The sequence below is a fragment of the Streptomyces sp. NPDC060184 genome (assembly GCF_042728795.1).
In the GTDB taxonomy this organism is placed as follows: Bacteria; Actinomycetota; Actinomycetes; order Streptomycetales; family Streptomycetaceae; genus Streptomyces.
In genome coordinates this window covers 15,930-32,211 of record NZ_JBHWYX010000006.1, presented here as the reverse complement: position 1 = coordinate 32,211, position 16,282 = coordinate 15,930, and the positions used below count along the sequence as shown (strand labels likewise).

Genomic DNA, 16,282 nt, shown 5'->3' with positions numbered 1-16,282 from the left:
GGGTGTGTCCGGCGGATCGGGACCGGACACACGCCGCGTCAGTCGGTGCCGCCGCCCCCGGTGCCCAGCCGGCCCGGCCGCCAGCCCCTGGCGCGCCCCCGCGGCAGCACCGCGGCGAGGAACGCCACGAACAGGGCCACCCCCACGGCGCCCGCCGTGACCAGCAGCGCGGTGTTCCTGGCTCCCGCGGTGTCCGGCGGCGGTACCGGCCGCACCGGGTCCGGGCGCACCGCCACCGCCCGCGCGGCCGGGGCCTCGGCGCCCGCCACCGCGCCATAGGGGTCCAGCGCCGGCAGGTCAGCCGGGTACGCCGTACGCAGCAGCCTCTCCCGCACCTGGGCCGCGTTCAGCTCCGGATGGTAGGAGCGCACCAGCGCCGCCGCGCCCGCCGCCACCGCCGCCGCCAGCGAAGCGCCGGAGCCCGTCCACATGCCGCCGCCCACCGGGCCCGGGCCGACGAGCGCGTCACCGGGCGCGGTGAGGTCGGCGCGCGTGTAGGGCGGGGCGCCGTCCGGCCGGGTGCCCTGCGGGCCGGTGTCCAGTACGGCGAGGACGTCCTCCGGAGGCGCGGGAGCGGGTTCGGCGGGGGCCTCGGCGGCGGTGGACAGCGGCACACTGTCCGCCGCCGCCGGGGCCACCACCAGCGAGTCCTTGGCCGCGGCCACCGCCAGAGCCGCCCGTACCGCCTTGTCCGCGCCGTCCAGTGGCGCGGACACGAGGATCACACCGGCCCCGCGCTCGGCCGCCGCCCGCACCCCGGCCGTCAGCCGTGCCGGGTCGGACTCGCCGCGGACGCCCGTGCCCCGTACGGCCAGGATCCTCGCCTGCGGGGCGACCCCGGCGAAGCCCTGGCCGGGAGTGGCCGCCCCCGCGACGAGGCCCGCCTGGAAGGTCCCCCGTCCCACGCAGTCCTCGTCCGCGTCATCCACCGCGTCGACCCGGCCGGCCAGCACGGCGGGCACGTCGCTCACCCCGGTGCCGACGATCGCGACCGTCACGCCCTCCCCCCGCGACAGGGTCCACACCTGGTCCAGGCCGAGCGCCCGGCGCGTCCAGGGGGCGTCGGAGGTGTCACGGCCCTTCGCGGTCGTACACGCCTGCTGCGAGGACAGCCGCTCCGGGACCCCCGGCAGCACCACCTGTCCGTCGCCGTCCTCCGCGAGGGCGAGCCGGACCGGCAGGGCGGTGAGAGCGGCGCAGAGCAGCACAACGGTCGTCCGGCGGTGCATGCGGGGCGTTCCTCTGTTCGGTGAGGTCCAAGACGGAGGTCCAAGACGTACGGGGATCCGGAAGGGCCGGACAGGACTGCGCGGCGGCACGGCCGGGCGGCCTTCAGGAACGTTGCGGCAGACCGGTCAGGTCCTCCGGCAGCAGAAGCCGCAGATCCTCCAGGCTCGGCGCCGCGACCGCGCTGAGGCGCCCGGCCTGACGCGTCATCATCTCCTCCAGGGTCTGCCGCGCGAGACGTGCGTTGCCGAACGTGCGCCCCCTGGGGAGCCCGTCGAAGTACGCGCGCAGCGCGGTGGCGGCGCCGGGCGCGCACTCGTAACCGTTGTCGACGGCGTGCTGCCGCACGATCGTGACCAGCTCGTCGGAGGAGTAGTCGGGGAACTCGACGTGCCGGGGGAAACGGGACGCGAGACCCGGGTTGGAGCCCAGGAAGCGCGCCATCTCCTCCGTGTAGCCCGCCGCGATCACCACCACCTCGTCGCGGTGGTCCTCCATCAGCTTCAGGAGGGTGTCCACGGCCTCCTGTCCGAAGTCGGACGAACCGCCGCTCCCCGCGGGGGTGAGGGTGTACGCCTCGTCGATGAACAGCACGCCGCCGAGCGCCCGCGTGAACACCTCCTTCGTGAGCTGCGCGGTGTGCCCGACCCACCGGCCCACCAGATCGGCCCGCGACACCTCGACCAGTTGGCCGCGCGGCAGCACACCGAGCGAGGCCAGCAGTTCTCCGTACAGCCGGGCCACCGTCGTCTTGCCGGTTCCGGGCGGGCCCGCGAAGACCACGTGGTTGCTGATGCGGGGCGCGGGCAGCCCGGCCTCGGCGCGGCGGCGTGCGGTGGCCAGCAGATTGACCAGGTCGCCCACCTCCCGCTTGACGGCGGCGAGCCCCACCAGCGCGTCCAGCCGCAGCAGCGGGTCCTCGTCGGCCCCGGGTTCCACGGCCGTGCCCACGCCGACGTCCTTCGCGGTCAGTACCGCCAGATCGCGTTCGTTCACCTCGGCCATGACCGCCAGCCGGGACGCCTGCCGGTCCACCATCTCCTCGAACACCTTGCGCGCGGTGCGCCCGTTGCCGAACGACGCGTCGCGCGGAACGGCGTCGAAGTGGCCGCGCAAGGCGGTCCTGGCCGCCGGTTCGAGCTCGTAGCGGTGCCCCGCGCACATCCGCTCGACGATGGTGACCAGCTCGTCCGAGGTGTAGTCGGTGAACTCCACGGTGCGGGTGAACCGGGACGCCAGACCGGGGTTGGAGGCGAGGAAACCGGTCATCTCCTCCGGGTAGCCGGCCGCCACGACCACCACGTCCTCGCGATGGTCCTCCATCAGCTTCACCAACGTGTCGATGGCCTCCCGGCCGAAGTCCGCGCCCGAACCGCCCCCGTCGGACACCAGGGTGTACGCCTCGTCGACGAACAGCACCCCGCCCAGTGCCTTGGTGAACGTCTCGGTGGTCTTGATCGCGGTGCCGCCCACGATCTGGGCCACCAGGTCGGCCCGCGAGACCTCCACCAGGTGCCCGCTGCGCAGGACTCCGAGCGACGCGAGGATCGCCCCGTACAGCCGGGCCACCGTCGTCTTGCCGGTCCCGGGCGGGCCCGCGAACACCAGATGGCGGCTCATCGGCGGGGCGGGCATACCGAGGCTGGCGCGCCGCTGGGCCAGCCGGTTCAGGTTGATCAGTGTCAGGACCTGCTGCTTCACGTCGGCGAGACCGATCAGGGACTCCAGCTCGGCCACCGGGCCGGTGCCGTCGTCCGGTTCCGCGGCCGTCGGGACCGCGCCTCCCGGAAGCCGTCCGTCGCCCGCCGCCTCGGCACCCGCTGCGCTGCCCCAGGCGTCCGGAGCACCATTGTCCGCACTCTTCAGGCCCTCGACGGCGAGCCGGTCGCCGGGCACCGCCTGCCGCAGTCCGCTGCCCCGGTTGTCCCTTAGCGTGCAGCCGGTCAGCGACACCGCGTCGGTGCCCTCGACCCGTACGCCGTCGGCGCCGGAGCCGGACACCTCGCAGGACTTCAGGGACGCCCGCGCGCCCGCCGCGACCAGCACCCCGTGCTCACCCGAGCCGCTGATCCGCACCCGCGCGGCGGACAGCTCGCCCTCCGGATCGATCCGGGCGCCCGCACCGGACGCTTCCTCGACGGCGGTGTCGCGCAGGGTGACCGTGCCGAGCGCCCCGACCCGCACGCCCGACTCGGCCGCCGTCCGCAGCGTGCTGCCGCCGACGTACAGGCTGCCGTGCCCGGAGACGTGCACGGCCGAGCCGGCCGACGCCTCGACGACGCACTCCTCGAGCCGGCCTCGCCCGTCCTTGGCGACCTCCACCCCGTGCGACCCCGACCGGGTGACGGTCGCGCGGCGCAGCAGCGGGTTGGCACCGGTGCGTACGACGATGCCGGACCCGCCCGCGTCGCGTACCTCCAGGCGGTCGAACTCACCCGCCGAGTCCTCGTCGAGGAGTACTCCGACGGCCTCCGCGTCCGCCACGACGGTCCCGGTCAGTACCGGCGAGGAGAACCCGCCGACCCGGATCCCCGCGTCCCGCGCGGAGGTGAACACGCAGTCCTTGAACGTGCCCCGGCTGCGTTCGGTCACGAACAGCCCGTGGCCTGCCGTCCGTTCCGTGCGGCAGGCGGTCAGGGCGGGGGAGCTGCCGGCGCCCAGCACGAAGCCGTGCCCGGTCGTGTCGGTGACCGTCACCTCCTCCAGCACGGTCTGCCCGGTCGAGCTGACGTACACCCCGACCACCGCCTGCCGGACCGAACCGCGCACCATGCGCACCGTGCTGTCCTCCTCGACGGCGACCCCGGGCTTGTCCGCCGCGGATATCTCGCAGTCCTCCAGGTGCAGGTGCGCCTGGCCGTTCGTCAGCACCCCGTTGCCGCGGGTGTCGCGCAGCCTGCCGCCGCGTACGGTGATCCGCCCGCGCTCGCCGGCCACCACCGCGGAGGTGCCGAGATGCTCGACGACGCAGTCCTCGACGAAGCTCTCGTTCCCGGACGTCGAGACCACACCGGCGCCCGCCGGATTGCTGACCCGGCACTCGCGCAGGACGAGGGACCCGCTGCCCCGCGCGAACAGCGCCGCCCACGCCGAGCCGTGCACCTCGCACCGGTCCATCGCGATCTGCCCGCGCGGTGAGTCGACGACCGGCAGCTCGTCGTCGTGGCCGCGCAGCACCAGATCGCTCACCAGCACGGCGTCGCCGGTCAAGGTCAGCGCGGTGCCGCGCCGGGGCGCCAGCTCCACCGTCCCGGCACCCTCGGACGCGGTCAGTGTGATCGCCGCGGAAACGGTGAGGGATTCCTGGTAGCGGCCAGGACCGATGCTGACCACGGCCCCGTTACGGGCCCGTGCGACGGCCTCCGCCACGGTGCGGAAATCGCCCGAACCGTCCACTGCGACGGTGAGCATCTGGCGTGACACGTATCTGACCTCCCGGCCCCCGGGGCCGGTGGGGCGACGGGGACACGCGGCATGAGACGGGGTGTACGGAACTTGCGTGCCCATCATGCCTGTTGCCGCAGGTCGACCGCCATGGTGGTCCCGACCCCGCCCCACCCTCGCGTCCTGCCCGGCCTCCCCGCCCGGAACGCGCACGGGCTCGTGGGAGGAGGCTTCGGACGCCGTGCGGCTCACATCTCGTCGGAGAGCGGCACCTCGGCCCAGATGGTTTTGCCCCGTTTCTCCGGCCGGGTGCCCCAGCGGGTGCTGAGCTGCGACGTGATGGAGAGGCCGCGCCCGCCCTCGTCGCCCGCTTCGGCGTGCCGGAGGTGCGGGGCCGTACTGCTGTCGTCGGTCACTTCGCACACCAAGGTCGTTCCGTCGAGGACGAGGCGGAGGCCGATGTCGCCGTGGGAGTACCGGACGGCGTTGGTGACCAGCTCGCTGACGACCAGGACCGCGGTGAACGCGTGGGCTTCGAGCCCCCACGCGGCCAGTCTGCCCTCCACCGACGCCCTCGCCCCCGCCACCGCGGCGGGATCGTTGGGCAGCGTCCACGTCCCGACCCGGTCGGGCCCCAGGACCCGGGTGCGCGCCAGCAGGAGGACGGCGTCGTTGTCCGCCCGCTCGGGAGCCAGCGTGTAGAGCAGGGCGTCGCAGATCTCCTGCAGGGGGCGGGCGGACGGCAGCAGCGCGTCGTGCAGGTGGGCCAGCCGCTCCTCACCGGTGCCCGAAGCCGTGCGGAGCAGCGCCGCGTTGGCCAGGGTCACGACGCAGCCCTCGGGCAGCTCCACAACCGTCGTGCGGTAGTCCGGCATCCCGCGGCCCAGAGGCGGTCCGGTGGGAACCCCGGCGTACTCCACCGTGCCGTCCGGGTGGGCGAGTACGGGCGCCGGATGCCCGGCGCTCGCCATCGTGCAGCGCCGTGACACGGGGTCGTACACCATGTACAGACACGTTCCCTCCCGGGAGCCTTCGTCCCCGTTCCCCTCCCCGTCCCCGTCGCCGCTCTGCCGCTGCTCACCCTCCAGGCGGGTCACCAGGGCGTGCAGACGTTCCAGCACCTCGTCGGGCGGAAGGTCGAGCACCGCCAGTACGCCGATCGCGGACCTGACCTCGCCCATCGTGGCGGCGGCCCGGATGCCCCGGCCCGCCGTGTCGCCGGCGACGAGCGCCACCCGGGCCCCCGACAGGGGGATGACGTCGAACCAGTCGCCCCCCGGTCCGAACGGCCGGTAGCTGAACGCGGTCTCCACGGCGGGGTGGTCGGTCACCCGGGCGGGCCGCAGGGTGAGCTGGAGGATGTGCGCGGCCGACCGTTCGCGGTTGTACAGGCGGGCGTTGTCCAGGCACAGGGCCGCCCGGTCGGCGAGCTCGGCGGCCACGGCGAGGTCCTCCTCGTCGAAGGCGGGGGCGCGGCCCAGCCGGTAGCAGCGGGCCAGGCCCAGGACGACGCCGCGGGCGGTCAGCGGGAGCACCATCAGCGAGTGGGCGCCGAGCCCGACCAGGTGACGGCCCCGCCGAGGCTCCCGTTCCAGCCAGGTGGTGTGCGGGGCGAGACGGTTGACGAGCCGCGTCCGCAGGTCGGTCATGCTCTGCACGAACGGGGTCGCGAAGGAGAGCCCGGTCACCTCGCCGATCTCGGAGATCCCGCACGCTTCGAGCTCCGGTACGGTGCGCTGTCCGGCGCAGCGCAGCGGTCCGTTCTCCAGAACCGGACCGGGGGACGCGGCCTCACCGCGCAGCATCGCGTCCAGGACCTCGACGACCACCACGTCGGCGAGGGCCGGTGACAGCTCGTCCGCGAGTTCCTGCGCCGTGCGGAAGATGTCCAGCGTGGTGCCGATGCGTCCGCTCGCCCGTCTGATCAGCTCCAGCCGCTCGCGGGCCAGTTGGCGGTCGGTGACGTCCACGATCGCGACCGCGACTCCGAGGACGCCGCCGTCCTCGTCGGCGAGCCGGAAGCACGAGACGGACAGGGTCGTCTCGGTCTTCTCGGACGTCAGATGCCCGGTCGTATCGATGTCGAGCGCCGGCACGCCGCTGTCCAGGACGCCGCGCAGCGTGGCCGCCACGGCGTCGTCGTAGAAGTCACCCGCCCAGTCGGCGATGTGCCGGCCCAGCGCATGGCTCAGGGGGACGGCGTCCACGTGCCGGGCGGCGCTGTTGAACCGCACGAGCCGCAGGTCCGGATCGAGCACGAGCAGACCCATGGGGGACTCGGAGAAGAGCGCCCAGAGGACGGCCCGGTCCAGCTCCGGCCCCGGGCCGTCCTGCGTACCCGGCGACACATCCATGACGACCTCCTGCCGACTTCGGCTCAGCCGCGCGCCTGCCCCGCCGGAGGACCCCGCCCGCCCGGAGGCCCGGGGAGCCCGGTGCGGGCGGACCGCACGTCGGAGGTGGACCGTGCGCGGCCACCGCAACGGACCGTACGCAGGACATGTCCGCCCGGTTCGCACCGGCATGACCTTCCCGTCGGCTGTCACGCGGACGGCCCAGCCGCCCGGAACGGCCGTCGATCCGCAGCCGGACCGGCCTTCTTCCCGCGGGAGGACCTGCTCCGCCCCGGCCGGACGCGGTTGGCCGCGGGCCCGCGGCAAGCGTCACCGCGCATTCGCGGGCCCGCCCGTCCCGAGCCCTCCCTTCACGACCACCGTTCGAATTCGACGTCGAGGCGCTCGTCGGTGCGCACCCAGACTTCGCCGTCGGCGGCCTCGGCCGGGGCGTCGACCCGTTCGAGGCCGAGGAACCCGATCAGCTCGAGCAGTTCGGCCCGTTCGGCCCGGTCGTCGCCGGCATCGTCCCCGTCGAAGAAGACGTAGTACTGGTCGCTCGGGTCCACGATGCCCGAGTTCGCCCAGATCCGAGCGACTTCCTGGACCGCTGCGGCTTCGGTCGTGATCGTGGCGGCGCGGGTGGCGCCGCGAGCCTCCGGTGACGCGTCGAGGTCGGCGAGGTCCGAGAGCCACTGACCGAAGTGGTCGAGGCCGGCATATCCGTTCTCGAAGAACAGCATCGCGCTCGGTAGGTAGCGATTGGCCCTGTCGACCTTGAGGTATCCGGACCGGGTCCGCTGGTCCGCTCCTTCGAACCGGGCGATCACGCCCTGTCCGGGCAGGAGCACCAATCGCTGGCCCGCCGCCACGTCCTCCACGGTGCAGGCGCTGGAAACGCGCTCCCGGAAGAACGCGGAGAACGCCACGTACGCTTCCTGCGGGTCGTTCACGGAGACCTGCTGCTCTTCGCCGTCGCCGACGGCGAAGACGAACTGCTTTGGTCCGGGGGCGTAGGGGCGGGCCATGTGTGTCCTTCGTTCAAATGTGATAGCCGACCAGCCTAATGGATCAGCGGTGGGGTGCGTTCGGCGGCGATCGGCCTGCCGCGCAACGGAGCTTTGCGGCACTCCAGTTGGTCGGTACGCGGGTCGGGTGGCACTGTGGCCACGGAGGGGTGCACGTGCTGAAGGGGGGAGCGATGACCGGCTCGTCGGCCGAGGCCGGGGCGGAGTGCGCGGGGTCGTCCGCGGCCCATGCCGCGATCGCCCGGTCCGCTCCGGAGGTTTCCGTGGTCGCTCGCCTGGCGCACCTCCAGGGCGTGGTGGGGAACAGCGCCGTCGTACGCCTGCTGACCGAGCAACCCCCTTCCGGGGACGAGTCCGCGCGGGCACCCGATCCTGCCCCTTAGGTGGTGTCCGGCGGCGTCCGGGCGGGCAGCGCCACTTTCGACATACGCCCCAGGCCCGTGCTCCGGAGCGCCTGCCTGGCCTGCAACCAGTAGGCTTGCGCCTCATGTTGGGAAGGAGGTCCACCTGTGCACTCCGCCGATCGGGATCACCGGAAGGCCGATGAACGGACATCGGGCGCGATGCGCCAGGCACGGCCGCCGACAACCCTGAACAGCGCATGGGTGCGCCATCTGCAGCGTGTGGCCGTGGGAGGTGCTGTCTCGTCGCGTCCCGGAGCGGGTCCGCGGAGCGAGGCCGCCGAGCGGACCGCCGAGCGGACCGCCGGACCGGCGCCGGTCCAGCGAGTGCGCCAAGGCGCCGTGCCCGAAGCCCCCGCCTCACCGCAGGCGGAGCGGTCCGCCAAGGGAGCGGAAGCCATCGCCCGGCTGAGCGAGTCGATCGAGCAGCAGACGATCCAGCAGACGACGAAGAAGAACGCCTTCGCGCCGGGGACCTGGTGGCCCGAGCACTGGATGGGCGCGGGCCCGGCCCGGCTCAGGAAGACGCTCGACCGGCGGGTGATGCGGGGTGAGGCGTTCACCACTCAGGACCTGGCCGACATCAGGAGCCTCTCCGAGGCTAACCCGCAGTGGCTCGAAGAGGTGGGTATCGGCACCTACGAGCAGGCCGAGAGCTACACCAAGGGCCGCTTCGACGACTGGCTCACCCTCCCCGCGGGCAAGCGCGTGCTCGTGGCCACCCTGGCCGTGCGCGCCAACCATCCGGCCGTGCGTGGGGCGGACCGGGACACACCGATCTCGCCCGCCTACACACTCGGCCGTTTCATGCTCACCCAGGCGCCCGGTACCTCGCCGGAGGAGAAGGAGACCCTGGAGCGGGAACGCGACCGGCAGATCCGGGACACGGCCATCGACACCCTGCACCCGGCCGGGATCGCCCCCGAGCGCATGCACGGCGACGGCATCCCCGGGGCGGGCCCGACCAAGGGCAAGGGCAAGGACGGTGGCGCATCCGGGAGCGCGGCGCGCGACGTGCAGGCCCGCGAGATCTTCACCCGGGTGCTCCTCGTCCTGCGGCACGGGCTGAAACTGTACGACCCGAAGGCCGGCGCCCACGTTGCCGACTTCGAGAAGGACGTCATCCGCGCCCTCGCCCACGGCGGGCGGGTCAACATCCGTATTCCCTCGCTGAGTTCGTCCGAAAAGCCGGCCTACTCGCTGCCCCACTTCCTGGGCGTGACGCAGGACGACCGTACGAACACCCCCGCGTCGGGCGTCAGCGAACGCGCGTTCGCCACCCACCGCACCGCCATCGGCGCCAACAAGGACGGCAAGCCCGGCGCGTTCAAGGAGAAGGGAGGACTCGCGGCGTCGCTCACCAACGCCGTGTCCTTCGGTGCCGACCGCCCGGACATGTGGGGGCAGGACATCTCCGGCGGCGGTCTCGGCTCCAGGGACTGGAACGGCGACGTGGTCCTTCCGAACGGATCCCACGGCCACATGCTTCTCGTCTACCACCGGCCGACCACCAAGAAGGACGGTTCGCTTCAGGTCGGCATCGAGACCCTTGCTCCACATGCCGCCAGCCCGGTGGGCTATCAGCACGACTTCCGCTCCACCGAGGCCACCGCCAACCCGGAGTCCGTTCTGCACGGCCACAAGCGCGACAAGGTCGGTTCGGGCGGACTGAGCAAAAATGAACGCCTGGTGGAGTTGGGGGAGTTGCCCGGCGAGGACTGGCGGGTCTTCCTCGACGGGATCAAGGACGAATGGGACGCCGCGCTGGCCAGGACCGAGGAGGGCTCCAAGGAGCGGCGCGCCCTGTACGAAGGGCTGGTCGGCCCACGGGCCCAGCCGAGATCCTGACCGTGGGTGGTGTCCGACGGGCACGTCCGGCGGTGCGGCGTACGGAGCGTTCGCTTTCGTGAGGGCAGAGGCGCACAACCCCCGTCCGTGCCGAACGTTCCCTCCTTCTCCGATTGTGGCCGGGAGAGTTGACTCGGCGTTCACCTGCGCGCGGGTCGATGCGGGGCGGGCGGATCGATCGGGCGGGAAGAACGGGCGGTTCAGGCGTAGGTGGGGACGTTGTGGGCCGCCCAGTCCGCGAGAGCGTGAGCGCACTCCGTGACGGATTCCCGCCACGTCTTGGCTGCTCCCTCTCCCGCGTCGTCGCTGACGTGCTTGACGATGCGCAGATGCACACCGGCCTGGTGTGCCGCCGCCGCCAAGGCGTAGCCCTCCATGTCGACCAAGGGCGCGTGCGCGGCCAGGCGGGCGCGGGCGGCCTCGTCGTCGATGAAGGAGTCACCGGTCGCCAGGGTGGGGCCTTCCGGATCGCCCACGGTCAGGGGCGCGCCGTAGGTCTCCCCGGTCAGGGTGAGCAAGGTGGCACTGGCCAGATCGTGTTGCACGACCGTGCCGATGACGTGGGTGCCGGTCCAGCCGGGGCGCAAGGCCCCCGCGGTGCCGAGGTTGACGACGTGCGAGGGCTTCGGGCCTCTGCCGAGTACCGCGGCGAGCGCGGTCGCGGCGTTGACCTTGCCCATGCCGGTCAGCAGGACGGGCAAGGACGTGTCGAGATACTGGGCCTCCTCCTTGACCGCCAGGACGAGCAGGGGGCGGGTGCTGGTGATCTCTCCTGTGAGTTGCATGGGATCAGCGTAGGAGCCCGCTCGCGACGGCCGTTTTCCGGGGGCGGGCTTCGTCGCGGCGCGCACGCGCTCCCGCCGCCCGGGTCCCCGCCTCCCGGGCGGGCTGCCGTCCCCCGTAGCCGCTCGCCGTCGCCGATGAACGCCTGACGGGCGCTGCCGTGGCCGGGTGGTGTCGATGCGAAACGGTGTCACCTCACGGCGGTGCGCGGGGCGTTCGTCGTCCGGCGTCGACGGCTCGGTGGAGGTCCCCGGGCGGAACGGTGTCACCTCACGGCGGTGCGCGGGGCGTTCGTCGTCCGGCGTCGACGGCTCGGTGGAGGTCCCCGGTGCGAACGGGGCGCCGGGAAAGGGTCTTCGCGGCGGGCTCGCGCCGGCGAAGTGCCGCATCTTTGAAAGGTAGAACGTTCGGTATTGACATGCGTGGGTGGAGTCGCCAAGCTCCTGTGAGGCAGAACGTTCGGTCTACTCGGTCCGGTGGCTCCTCCTCGCCTGTACGGGGAGGAGGAGACCGACCGCGGCATCTGCCGGACCTGGCATCTGCCGAACCGCACACCTTCTCTCGTCGCAGTCCCGAAAGGATCATCGTGACCACCGTTGAATCGCCCGCCGCCCGCGGCATCGCACCAGCTCTGCGCCGGCTGTACTTCGTGCGGTTCGGATTCGCCGTCATCTGGGCGGCCCTGTTGTTCACCACCGCGTCCGAGCTCGGACCGCTCGGCGTCGCCCTCGTCGTCATCTATCCCCTGTTCGACGTCGTCGCGGCAGTCGTCGACGCACGCTCGGCCCGCGACCGGGGATCGATTCGCGCGCTGCAGGTGAACATGGCGATCAGTCTGATCGCGGCCGTCGGCCTGGCCATGGCCAGTTCCTCCGGTGTGCCGGCCGTCCTGCGCGTCTGGGGCGCCTGGGCGATCCTCTCCGGGATCGTGCAACTGGTCGTGGGTGCTGTCCGCCGTCGTCTGGGCGGCCAGTGGCCGATGATCCTCAGCGGCGGCATCTCCGTGCTCGCCGGCGGATCATTCGTCATGGGAGCGTCCGCGTCGGACCCGCAGCTGGGCGACGTGGCCGGCTATGCCGTTCTCGGCGGAATCTTCTTCCTCGTCTCGGCACTGCGCCTCGGCCGTGCCACGAAGGTGAGCTGACGTGGAAACCAAGACGTACGACGTCGACGTCACGGGCGCGCGGGACCGGTCGGGGAGAACGTCGTCGGCCGAGTGGTACGGGGCGGCCCGAGCGCGACCGTCGTCGGGCGGGACCTGCTCGGATGATCATGGTCAGATCCTGTTGGCCTCATGATCCGCCGGACAGGACCCAGGCGTCCTGGCTCGTGCAGGGGTGTTCCGCTCCACCGCGGCCACGGCCCGCTTCCGCGACCGGCTCGACCGGCCGACCACGGAACTGCTCCAGGAGCTCAAGGAAAGTGCACGGCTCCGGCGCCTCAAGTGTCGCCGGTGCATGACAGGGTGACACCAGGAGCTTCCAACCCACCGCGGATCGGCGACGGTTGGACCGGCGAATCCATGGGAGGAATGAACACGTGAACTCCGCATCACCTGAGGGGAGGGGTTCCCCGGTCGGGCGGCGCGTCTTTCTCGGCACGCTCGGGCTGGGTGCGCTCGGCGTCGTCGCCGCCCCCGCGCTTCAGCGGGGTACGGAAGCTCTGGCCGGAATGGATCCCACCGGGCTGACGGGGCTCCTCCCGAACGGAGGGGGCTTTCGCTACTACTCGGTCACCTCCTCCGTTCCGCACAAGGACGCCCAGACCTACCGGCTCACCGTCGACGGCCTGGTCGACCGCCCCGCGACGTACACCCTGGCCGATCTCCGGGCGCTGCCCCAGACACGCTCGGTGCGCGACATCCAGTGCGTCACCGGCTGGCGCGTCCCGAGCACCCCCTTCGAAGGGGTACGCCTCTCCCACCTGCTCGACGCCGCGGGAGTACGCTCCTCGGCCGGTGCGGTGCACTTCACCTGCTTCGACGGCGCCTACACGGAGAGCCTCACCCTCGAACAGGCGCGCCGCGCGGACGTCATGGTCGCCCTGCGCATGCAGGACAAGGACATCGGCCACTCCCACGGCGGCCCGGTCCGCCTCTACGTGGCGCCCATGTACTTCTACAAGTCCGCCAAGTGGCTCTCCGGCATCACCGTCACGGAGAACGTGGAGCCGGGCTTCTGGGAGGAGCGCGGTTACGACATCGACGCCTGGGTGGGCCGGTCGAACGGACGGGACGATGAGCCGACGACCTGACACCCCGCGAACGGCCACCCGGCTGCGGCGCTTCAGCCCGGCCGAGCGCTGGGCCCACCGCGCGACGGCCGTACTCATGGGCGCGTGCCTGACGACAGCGGCCTTCCTGTACCTGCCCGCGCTCGCCGAACTCGTCGGCCGACGCGCCCTCGTGGTCACCGTGCACCAGTGGTCGGGGGTCGCTCTCCCCGTCCCGGTCCTGATCGCGCTCGCCTCCCGGGCTCTGCGCGCAGACCTGACCCTGCTGAACCGCTTCGGCCCCCACGACCGCCAGTGGCTCCGCGCAGCCCTGCACCGGGACAGGCGGCCGTCCTCCCGTCCGGCGGGCAAGTTCAACGCCGGGCAGAAGCTCTACGCGGCCTGGACGGCGGGGGCCACGCTCGTCATGCTCGGCACCGGGCTGATGATGTGGTTCACCCACCTCACCCCGCTGGTCTGGCGCACCGGGGCCACCTTCGTGCACGACTGGCTGGCCCTCACCCTCGCCCTCGTCGTCGGCGGCCACATCGGCAAGGCCATGGGCGATCCCGAGGCCCGCCGGGGCATGCGTACGGGCTCGGTCGCACGGGAGTGGGCCGAGCGGGAACACCCGCTCTGGCGGCCCGACCGAGAACCGCCCCACTGACGCAGCAGGTCAGACGGAGCGGGTCCGCAGGATTCCCTCGACGCCCTGCAGGAAGGTCTCGGAGACCAGTTCGGGGTCAAAGAGGCAGCCGGAGACCATGGCGCCGTCCCGGAGCATGACGAGATGCCGGCCGGCGGCTTCGGCGGGTGTGCCGCCGGTCCGGGCCAGCAGCCCCGTGACGGTGTCCAGGAACCACTGCCGGTGGGCCAGGACGGCACGGTGGATCGGGTGGTCCGGATCGGGGTACTCCGCCGCCGCGTTCAGGAAGGCGCAGCCCCGGAACCCCGGGGACCGGATGCCCGCGGTGATGGTCCGGCAGACGGCCCGGATCTGGTCGGCCGCCGACTCCTCGCCCGCCTGAGCCGCCTCGGCCTGCGCCCGGAGGCCCCGGTCGGCCTGTTCGAGGTAGGAGAGGATGAGTTCGTCCTTGCCCTTGAAATGCCGGTACAGCGTGGCACGGGTGACCTGAGCCTCCGCCACGATCCGGTCGACGCCGACGGAGTGGATCCCCTCCGCGTAGAAGATCCTGGTCGCCGTGTCGAGCAGCCGGGATCGCGCTTCCGACGTGCGGTTCTCTCTCGCCCTCTGACTCATCCAGACAGATTAGCGAATGACGAGGGAGAACGATCGGTCTTGACGGGACTCTTCTCCGGCGAGGCTCCGACACCTACGAAGGCTCCAACTCCGGCGAGGCTCCCTCTCCTGCGAGGCTCCTCAGGCGACGCCTTCTCTCCGGAACGGCTCAGCGCGCCGGGTCGGCGAGTTCCCGGGTGCCGACGGATGCCAGGAGGGACAGCACGCCCACGCTGTCGGTGCCGACCGCGGGGGCGAACCAGAGCAGCCGTTGCCGGCCGTCCTCGCTGAAGAGGCTGAAGCAGTCGACTTCGATCGGGCCGAGTGCCGGATGGGCGAAGCGTTTGCGGTGGCCGTGCCGCAGTGCCACGTCGTGCTGGGCCCACGGCGCGGGTGAACTCGGGGGAGCGAAACGGGGCCCGTGGGCGCCGAGTCGGCAACCGTGCTGGTGCGTGGTGTCCCCGCGGACAGCGCGAAGGAATCTCCGGCCTTCTCGCGAGGAGCGGTTCGCACACGCCCGTACCATCCCCGGCCCTCGTGCGGGCCACAACCACAGCCGTACGGGCCGCAGTCGTACGGGGCGCTACGCTGACGTACGGGGCGCTGACGCACGGGTCGCCTCTGGCGTGCGGCGGAGAGGCGTGTTTTGATCTTCCGGTGTCACACGAGGAGATACTCACCGAGCGACTCCGCGAAGCGGGGTACGCCGCGAAAGGGGTGGAGAAGGCCACCGGGGGAGCGGTCGCCCTCGCGGGTCTGGTCGCGCTCCAGGACGGCTCCCAGGTATTCGCGAAGACTCTGCTCGGGCCGGATCTGGACATTTTCACCGTCGAATCCGACGGCCTGTCCGAACTCCGCAATTCCGGCGGAGTGACCACGCCTGACGTGTTGTTCGCCTCCTCCCGTCTGCTCGTGCTCGAAAAGATGCAGCCGCGCGGGGACGACGGGCAATTCTGGGAAGAGCTCGCCCACATGGTTGCCGCCCTGCACGGGTCCACCACCACCGACCGGTTCGGCTGGCACCGCGACGGCTGGCTGGGACGCCTGCGGCAGGACAACACATGGGAGACCGACGGACACGTCTTCTTCGCGGAGCGGCGCATCCTGCGCTGGCTGGCGGAACCTTCGCTCGACGCGGAGTTCGACCGGGAAGAGCGCCGGGCCCTGGAACGGCTCTGCGACGCCCTGCCGGAGCTGATCCCGCCTCAACCCCCGTGCCTGACCCACGGTGATCTGTGGCAGGAGAACGTGGTCGCCACCGGTGGCGGCGCCCCTGCGCTCATCGATCCCGCCGTGTCCTTCACCTGGCCAGAAGTCGACCTCAGCATGTTGTGGTGCTCGCCCCGCGCGGCTGCCTCGGAGCGGTTCTTCGCCGTGTACCAGGAGCTCACCGGGTTGGAGGACGGCTGGGAGGAGCGGATGCCGCTCCTCAATCTCCGGGAACATCTCAGCGCCGTCGCCCACGACGACGACAGCTGGGGCGCCGCCGACGCGGTACGGAAGATCATCGCGCCGTTCCGGCGCAGCGGTGGGGTCCATGCCCCAGGGGCTGTTCCGACGGCATGACCGACAGTGCGGGCGTGCGCATCGAACTCGCCGGCATCGTGCGGTAGCGGGAAGGCGGACGACTGGTCCCGGCGGACCTGCCCCGCTGAAGGGCGCGCCGGATCGGCCGGTCGTCGCGACAGCGCTTCGACGGGCTGGAGCCGGCCCGGGAGCCGGATGCCCCCGGACGCCCGGGCGACAAGTTTATTGACAGTACGCCGTCAAGTCGGTGTGATGGATGGGAGCGCTCCCACTCTCACTCGCCCTCCAGTTCGCCCATTG

Annotated in this window: 13 protein-coding genes and 1 pseudogene; 6 read left to right on the top strand and 8 right to left on the bottom strand. The window is 72.1% G+C overall.

Features of this window, described 5'->3' with window-relative positions:
- Positions 1–38: 38 nt before the first annotated feature.
- From ACFWEE_RS06175 to ACFWEE_RS06160, 4 genes are all read right to left on the bottom strand, one after another.
- On the bottom strand, positions 39–1,229 hold the full coding sequence (locus ACFWEE_RS06175) for a S8 family serine peptidase (RefSeq protein WP_386886833.1): 1,191 nt from the start codon (positions 1,227–1,229) through the stop codon (positions 39–41).
- A gap of 103 nt (positions 1,230–1,332) precedes the next feature.
- On the bottom strand, positions 1,333–4,638 hold the full coding sequence (locus ACFWEE_RS06170) for a right-handed parallel beta-helix repeat-containing protein (protein ID WP_386887004.1): 3,306 nt from the start codon (positions 4,636–4,638) through the stop codon (positions 1,333–1,335).
- A gap of 221 nt (positions 4,639–4,859) precedes the next feature.
- Positions 4,860–6,965, bottom strand: coding sequence for a SpoIIE family protein phosphatase (locus ACFWEE_RS06165; protein WP_386886831.1), 2,106 nt, complete (start codon positions 6,963–6,965; stop codon positions 4,860–4,862).
- Between the two features lie 350 nt (positions 6,966–7,315).
- Entirely contained in the window at positions 7,316–7,972 is a 657-nt protein-coding gene (locus tag ACFWEE_RS06160) for a hypothetical protein (RefSeq protein WP_386886829.1), read from the bottom strand.
- A gap of 173 nt (positions 7,973–8,145) precedes the next feature.
- On the opposite strand from ACFWEE_RS06160, the gene ACFWEE_RS06155 reads away from it, so the two are divergent.
- The gene (locus tag ACFWEE_RS06155) at positions 8,146–8,355 is read left to right on the top strand and encodes a hypothetical protein (protein ID WP_386886828.1); all 210 of its coding nucleotides are present in this window, start codon (positions 8,146–8,148) and stop codon (positions 8,353–8,355) included.
- 360 nt (positions 8,356–8,715) lie between these two features.
- On the top strand, positions 8,716–10,221 hold the full coding sequence (locus ACFWEE_RS06150) for a PE-PGRS family protein (protein WP_386886826.1): 1,506 nt from the start codon (positions 8,716–8,718) through the stop codon (positions 10,219–10,221).
- A gap of 200 nt (positions 10,222–10,421) precedes the next feature.
- Here the strand turns inward: ACFWEE_RS06150 and ACFWEE_RS06145 are convergent, their stop codons facing one another.
- Both ACFWEE_RS06145 and ACFWEE_RS06140 read right to left on the bottom strand, forming a co-directional pair.
- A complete protein-coding gene (locus ACFWEE_RS06145; protein ID WP_386886824.1) occupies positions 10,422–11,006 on the bottom strand; it encodes a nucleosidase in 585 nt (194 codons plus the stop codon).
- Positions 11,007–11,131: 125 nt separating this feature from the next.
- Positions 11,132–11,267: pseudogene (locus ACFWEE_RS06140) on the bottom strand (ergothioneine biosynthesis protein EgtB); the annotation flags it as partial.
- A gap of 323 nt (positions 11,268–11,590) precedes the next feature.
- Here ACFWEE_RS06140 and ACFWEE_RS06135 point away from each other — a divergent pair.
- From ACFWEE_RS06135 to ACFWEE_RS06125, 3 genes are all read left to right on the top strand, one after another.
- A complete protein-coding gene (locus tag ACFWEE_RS06135; RefSeq protein WP_386886822.1) occupies positions 11,591–12,148 on the top strand; it encodes a hypothetical protein in 558 nt (185 codons plus the stop codon).
- Positions 12,149–12,543: 395 nt separating this feature from the next.
- On the top strand, positions 12,544–13,257 hold the full coding sequence (locus tag ACFWEE_RS06130; protein WP_386886820.1) for a molybdopterin-dependent oxidoreductase: 714 nt from the start codon (positions 12,544–12,546) through the stop codon (positions 13,255–13,257).
- The gene (locus ACFWEE_RS06125; protein ID WP_386886818.1) at positions 13,241–13,882 is read left to right on the top strand and encodes a cytochrome b/b6 domain-containing protein; all 642 of its coding nucleotides are present in this window, start codon (positions 13,241–13,243) and stop codon (positions 13,880–13,882) included. The genes ACFWEE_RS06130 and ACFWEE_RS06125 overlap by 17 nt, the downstream gene beginning before the upstream one ends.
- A 9-nt stretch (positions 13,883–13,891) precedes the next feature.
- Here the strand turns inward: ACFWEE_RS06125 and ACFWEE_RS06120 are convergent, their stop codons facing one another.
- On the bottom strand, positions 13,892–14,476 hold the full coding sequence (locus tag ACFWEE_RS06120) for a TetR/AcrR family transcriptional regulator (RefSeq protein WP_386886816.1): 585 nt from the start codon (positions 14,474–14,476) through the stop codon (positions 13,892–13,894).
- Between the two features lie 148 nt (positions 14,477–14,624).
- Positions 14,625–14,825 (bottom strand): hypothetical protein, encoded by a 201-nt coding sequence (locus ACFWEE_RS06115; protein WP_386886815.1) that lies wholly within the window; start codon positions 14,823–14,825, stop codon positions 14,625–14,627.
- A gap of 287 nt (positions 14,826–15,112) precedes the next feature.
- Between ACFWEE_RS06115 and ACFWEE_RS06110 the strand changes: the two genes are divergently transcribed.
- Positions 15,113–16,021 (top strand): fructosamine kinase family protein, encoded by a 909-nt coding sequence (locus ACFWEE_RS06110; protein ID WP_386886813.1) that lies wholly within the window; start codon positions 15,113–15,115, stop codon positions 16,019–16,021.
- The last annotated feature ends 261 nt before the right edge of the window (positions 16,022–16,282 follow it).

Coding starts and splice junctions, on each gene's coding strand:
- ACFWEE_RS06175 (WP_386886833.1), bottom strand. CDS start 1,229: ATGCACCGCCGGACGACCGTTGTGCTGCTCTGCGCCGCTCTCACCGCC.
- ACFWEE_RS06170 (WP_386887004.1), bottom strand. CDS start 4,638: ATGCTCACCGTCGCAGTGGACGGTTCGGGCGATTTCCGCACCGTGGCG.
- ACFWEE_RS06165 (WP_386886831.1), bottom strand. CDS start 6,965: ATGGATGTGTCGCCGGGTACGCAGGACGGCCCGGGGCCGGAGCTGGAC.
- ACFWEE_RS06160 (WP_386886829.1), bottom strand. CDS start 7,972: ATGGCCCGCCCCTACGCCCCCGGACCAAAGCAGTTCGTCTTCGCCGTC.
- ACFWEE_RS06155 (WP_386886828.1), top strand. CDS start 8,146: ATGACCGGCTCGTCGGCCGAGGCCGGGGCGGAGTGCGCGGGGTCGTCC.
- ACFWEE_RS06145 (WP_386886824.1), bottom strand. CDS start 11,006: ATGCAACTCACAGGAGAGATCACCAGCACCCGCCCCCTGCTCGTCCTG.
- ACFWEE_RS06125 (WP_386886818.1), top strand. CDS start 13,241: ATGAGCCGACGACCTGACACCCCGCGAACGGCCACCCGGCTGCGGCGC.
- ACFWEE_RS06120 (WP_386886816.1), bottom strand. CDS start 14,476: ATGAGTCAGAGGGCGAGAGAGAACCGCACGTCGGAAGCGCGATCCCGG.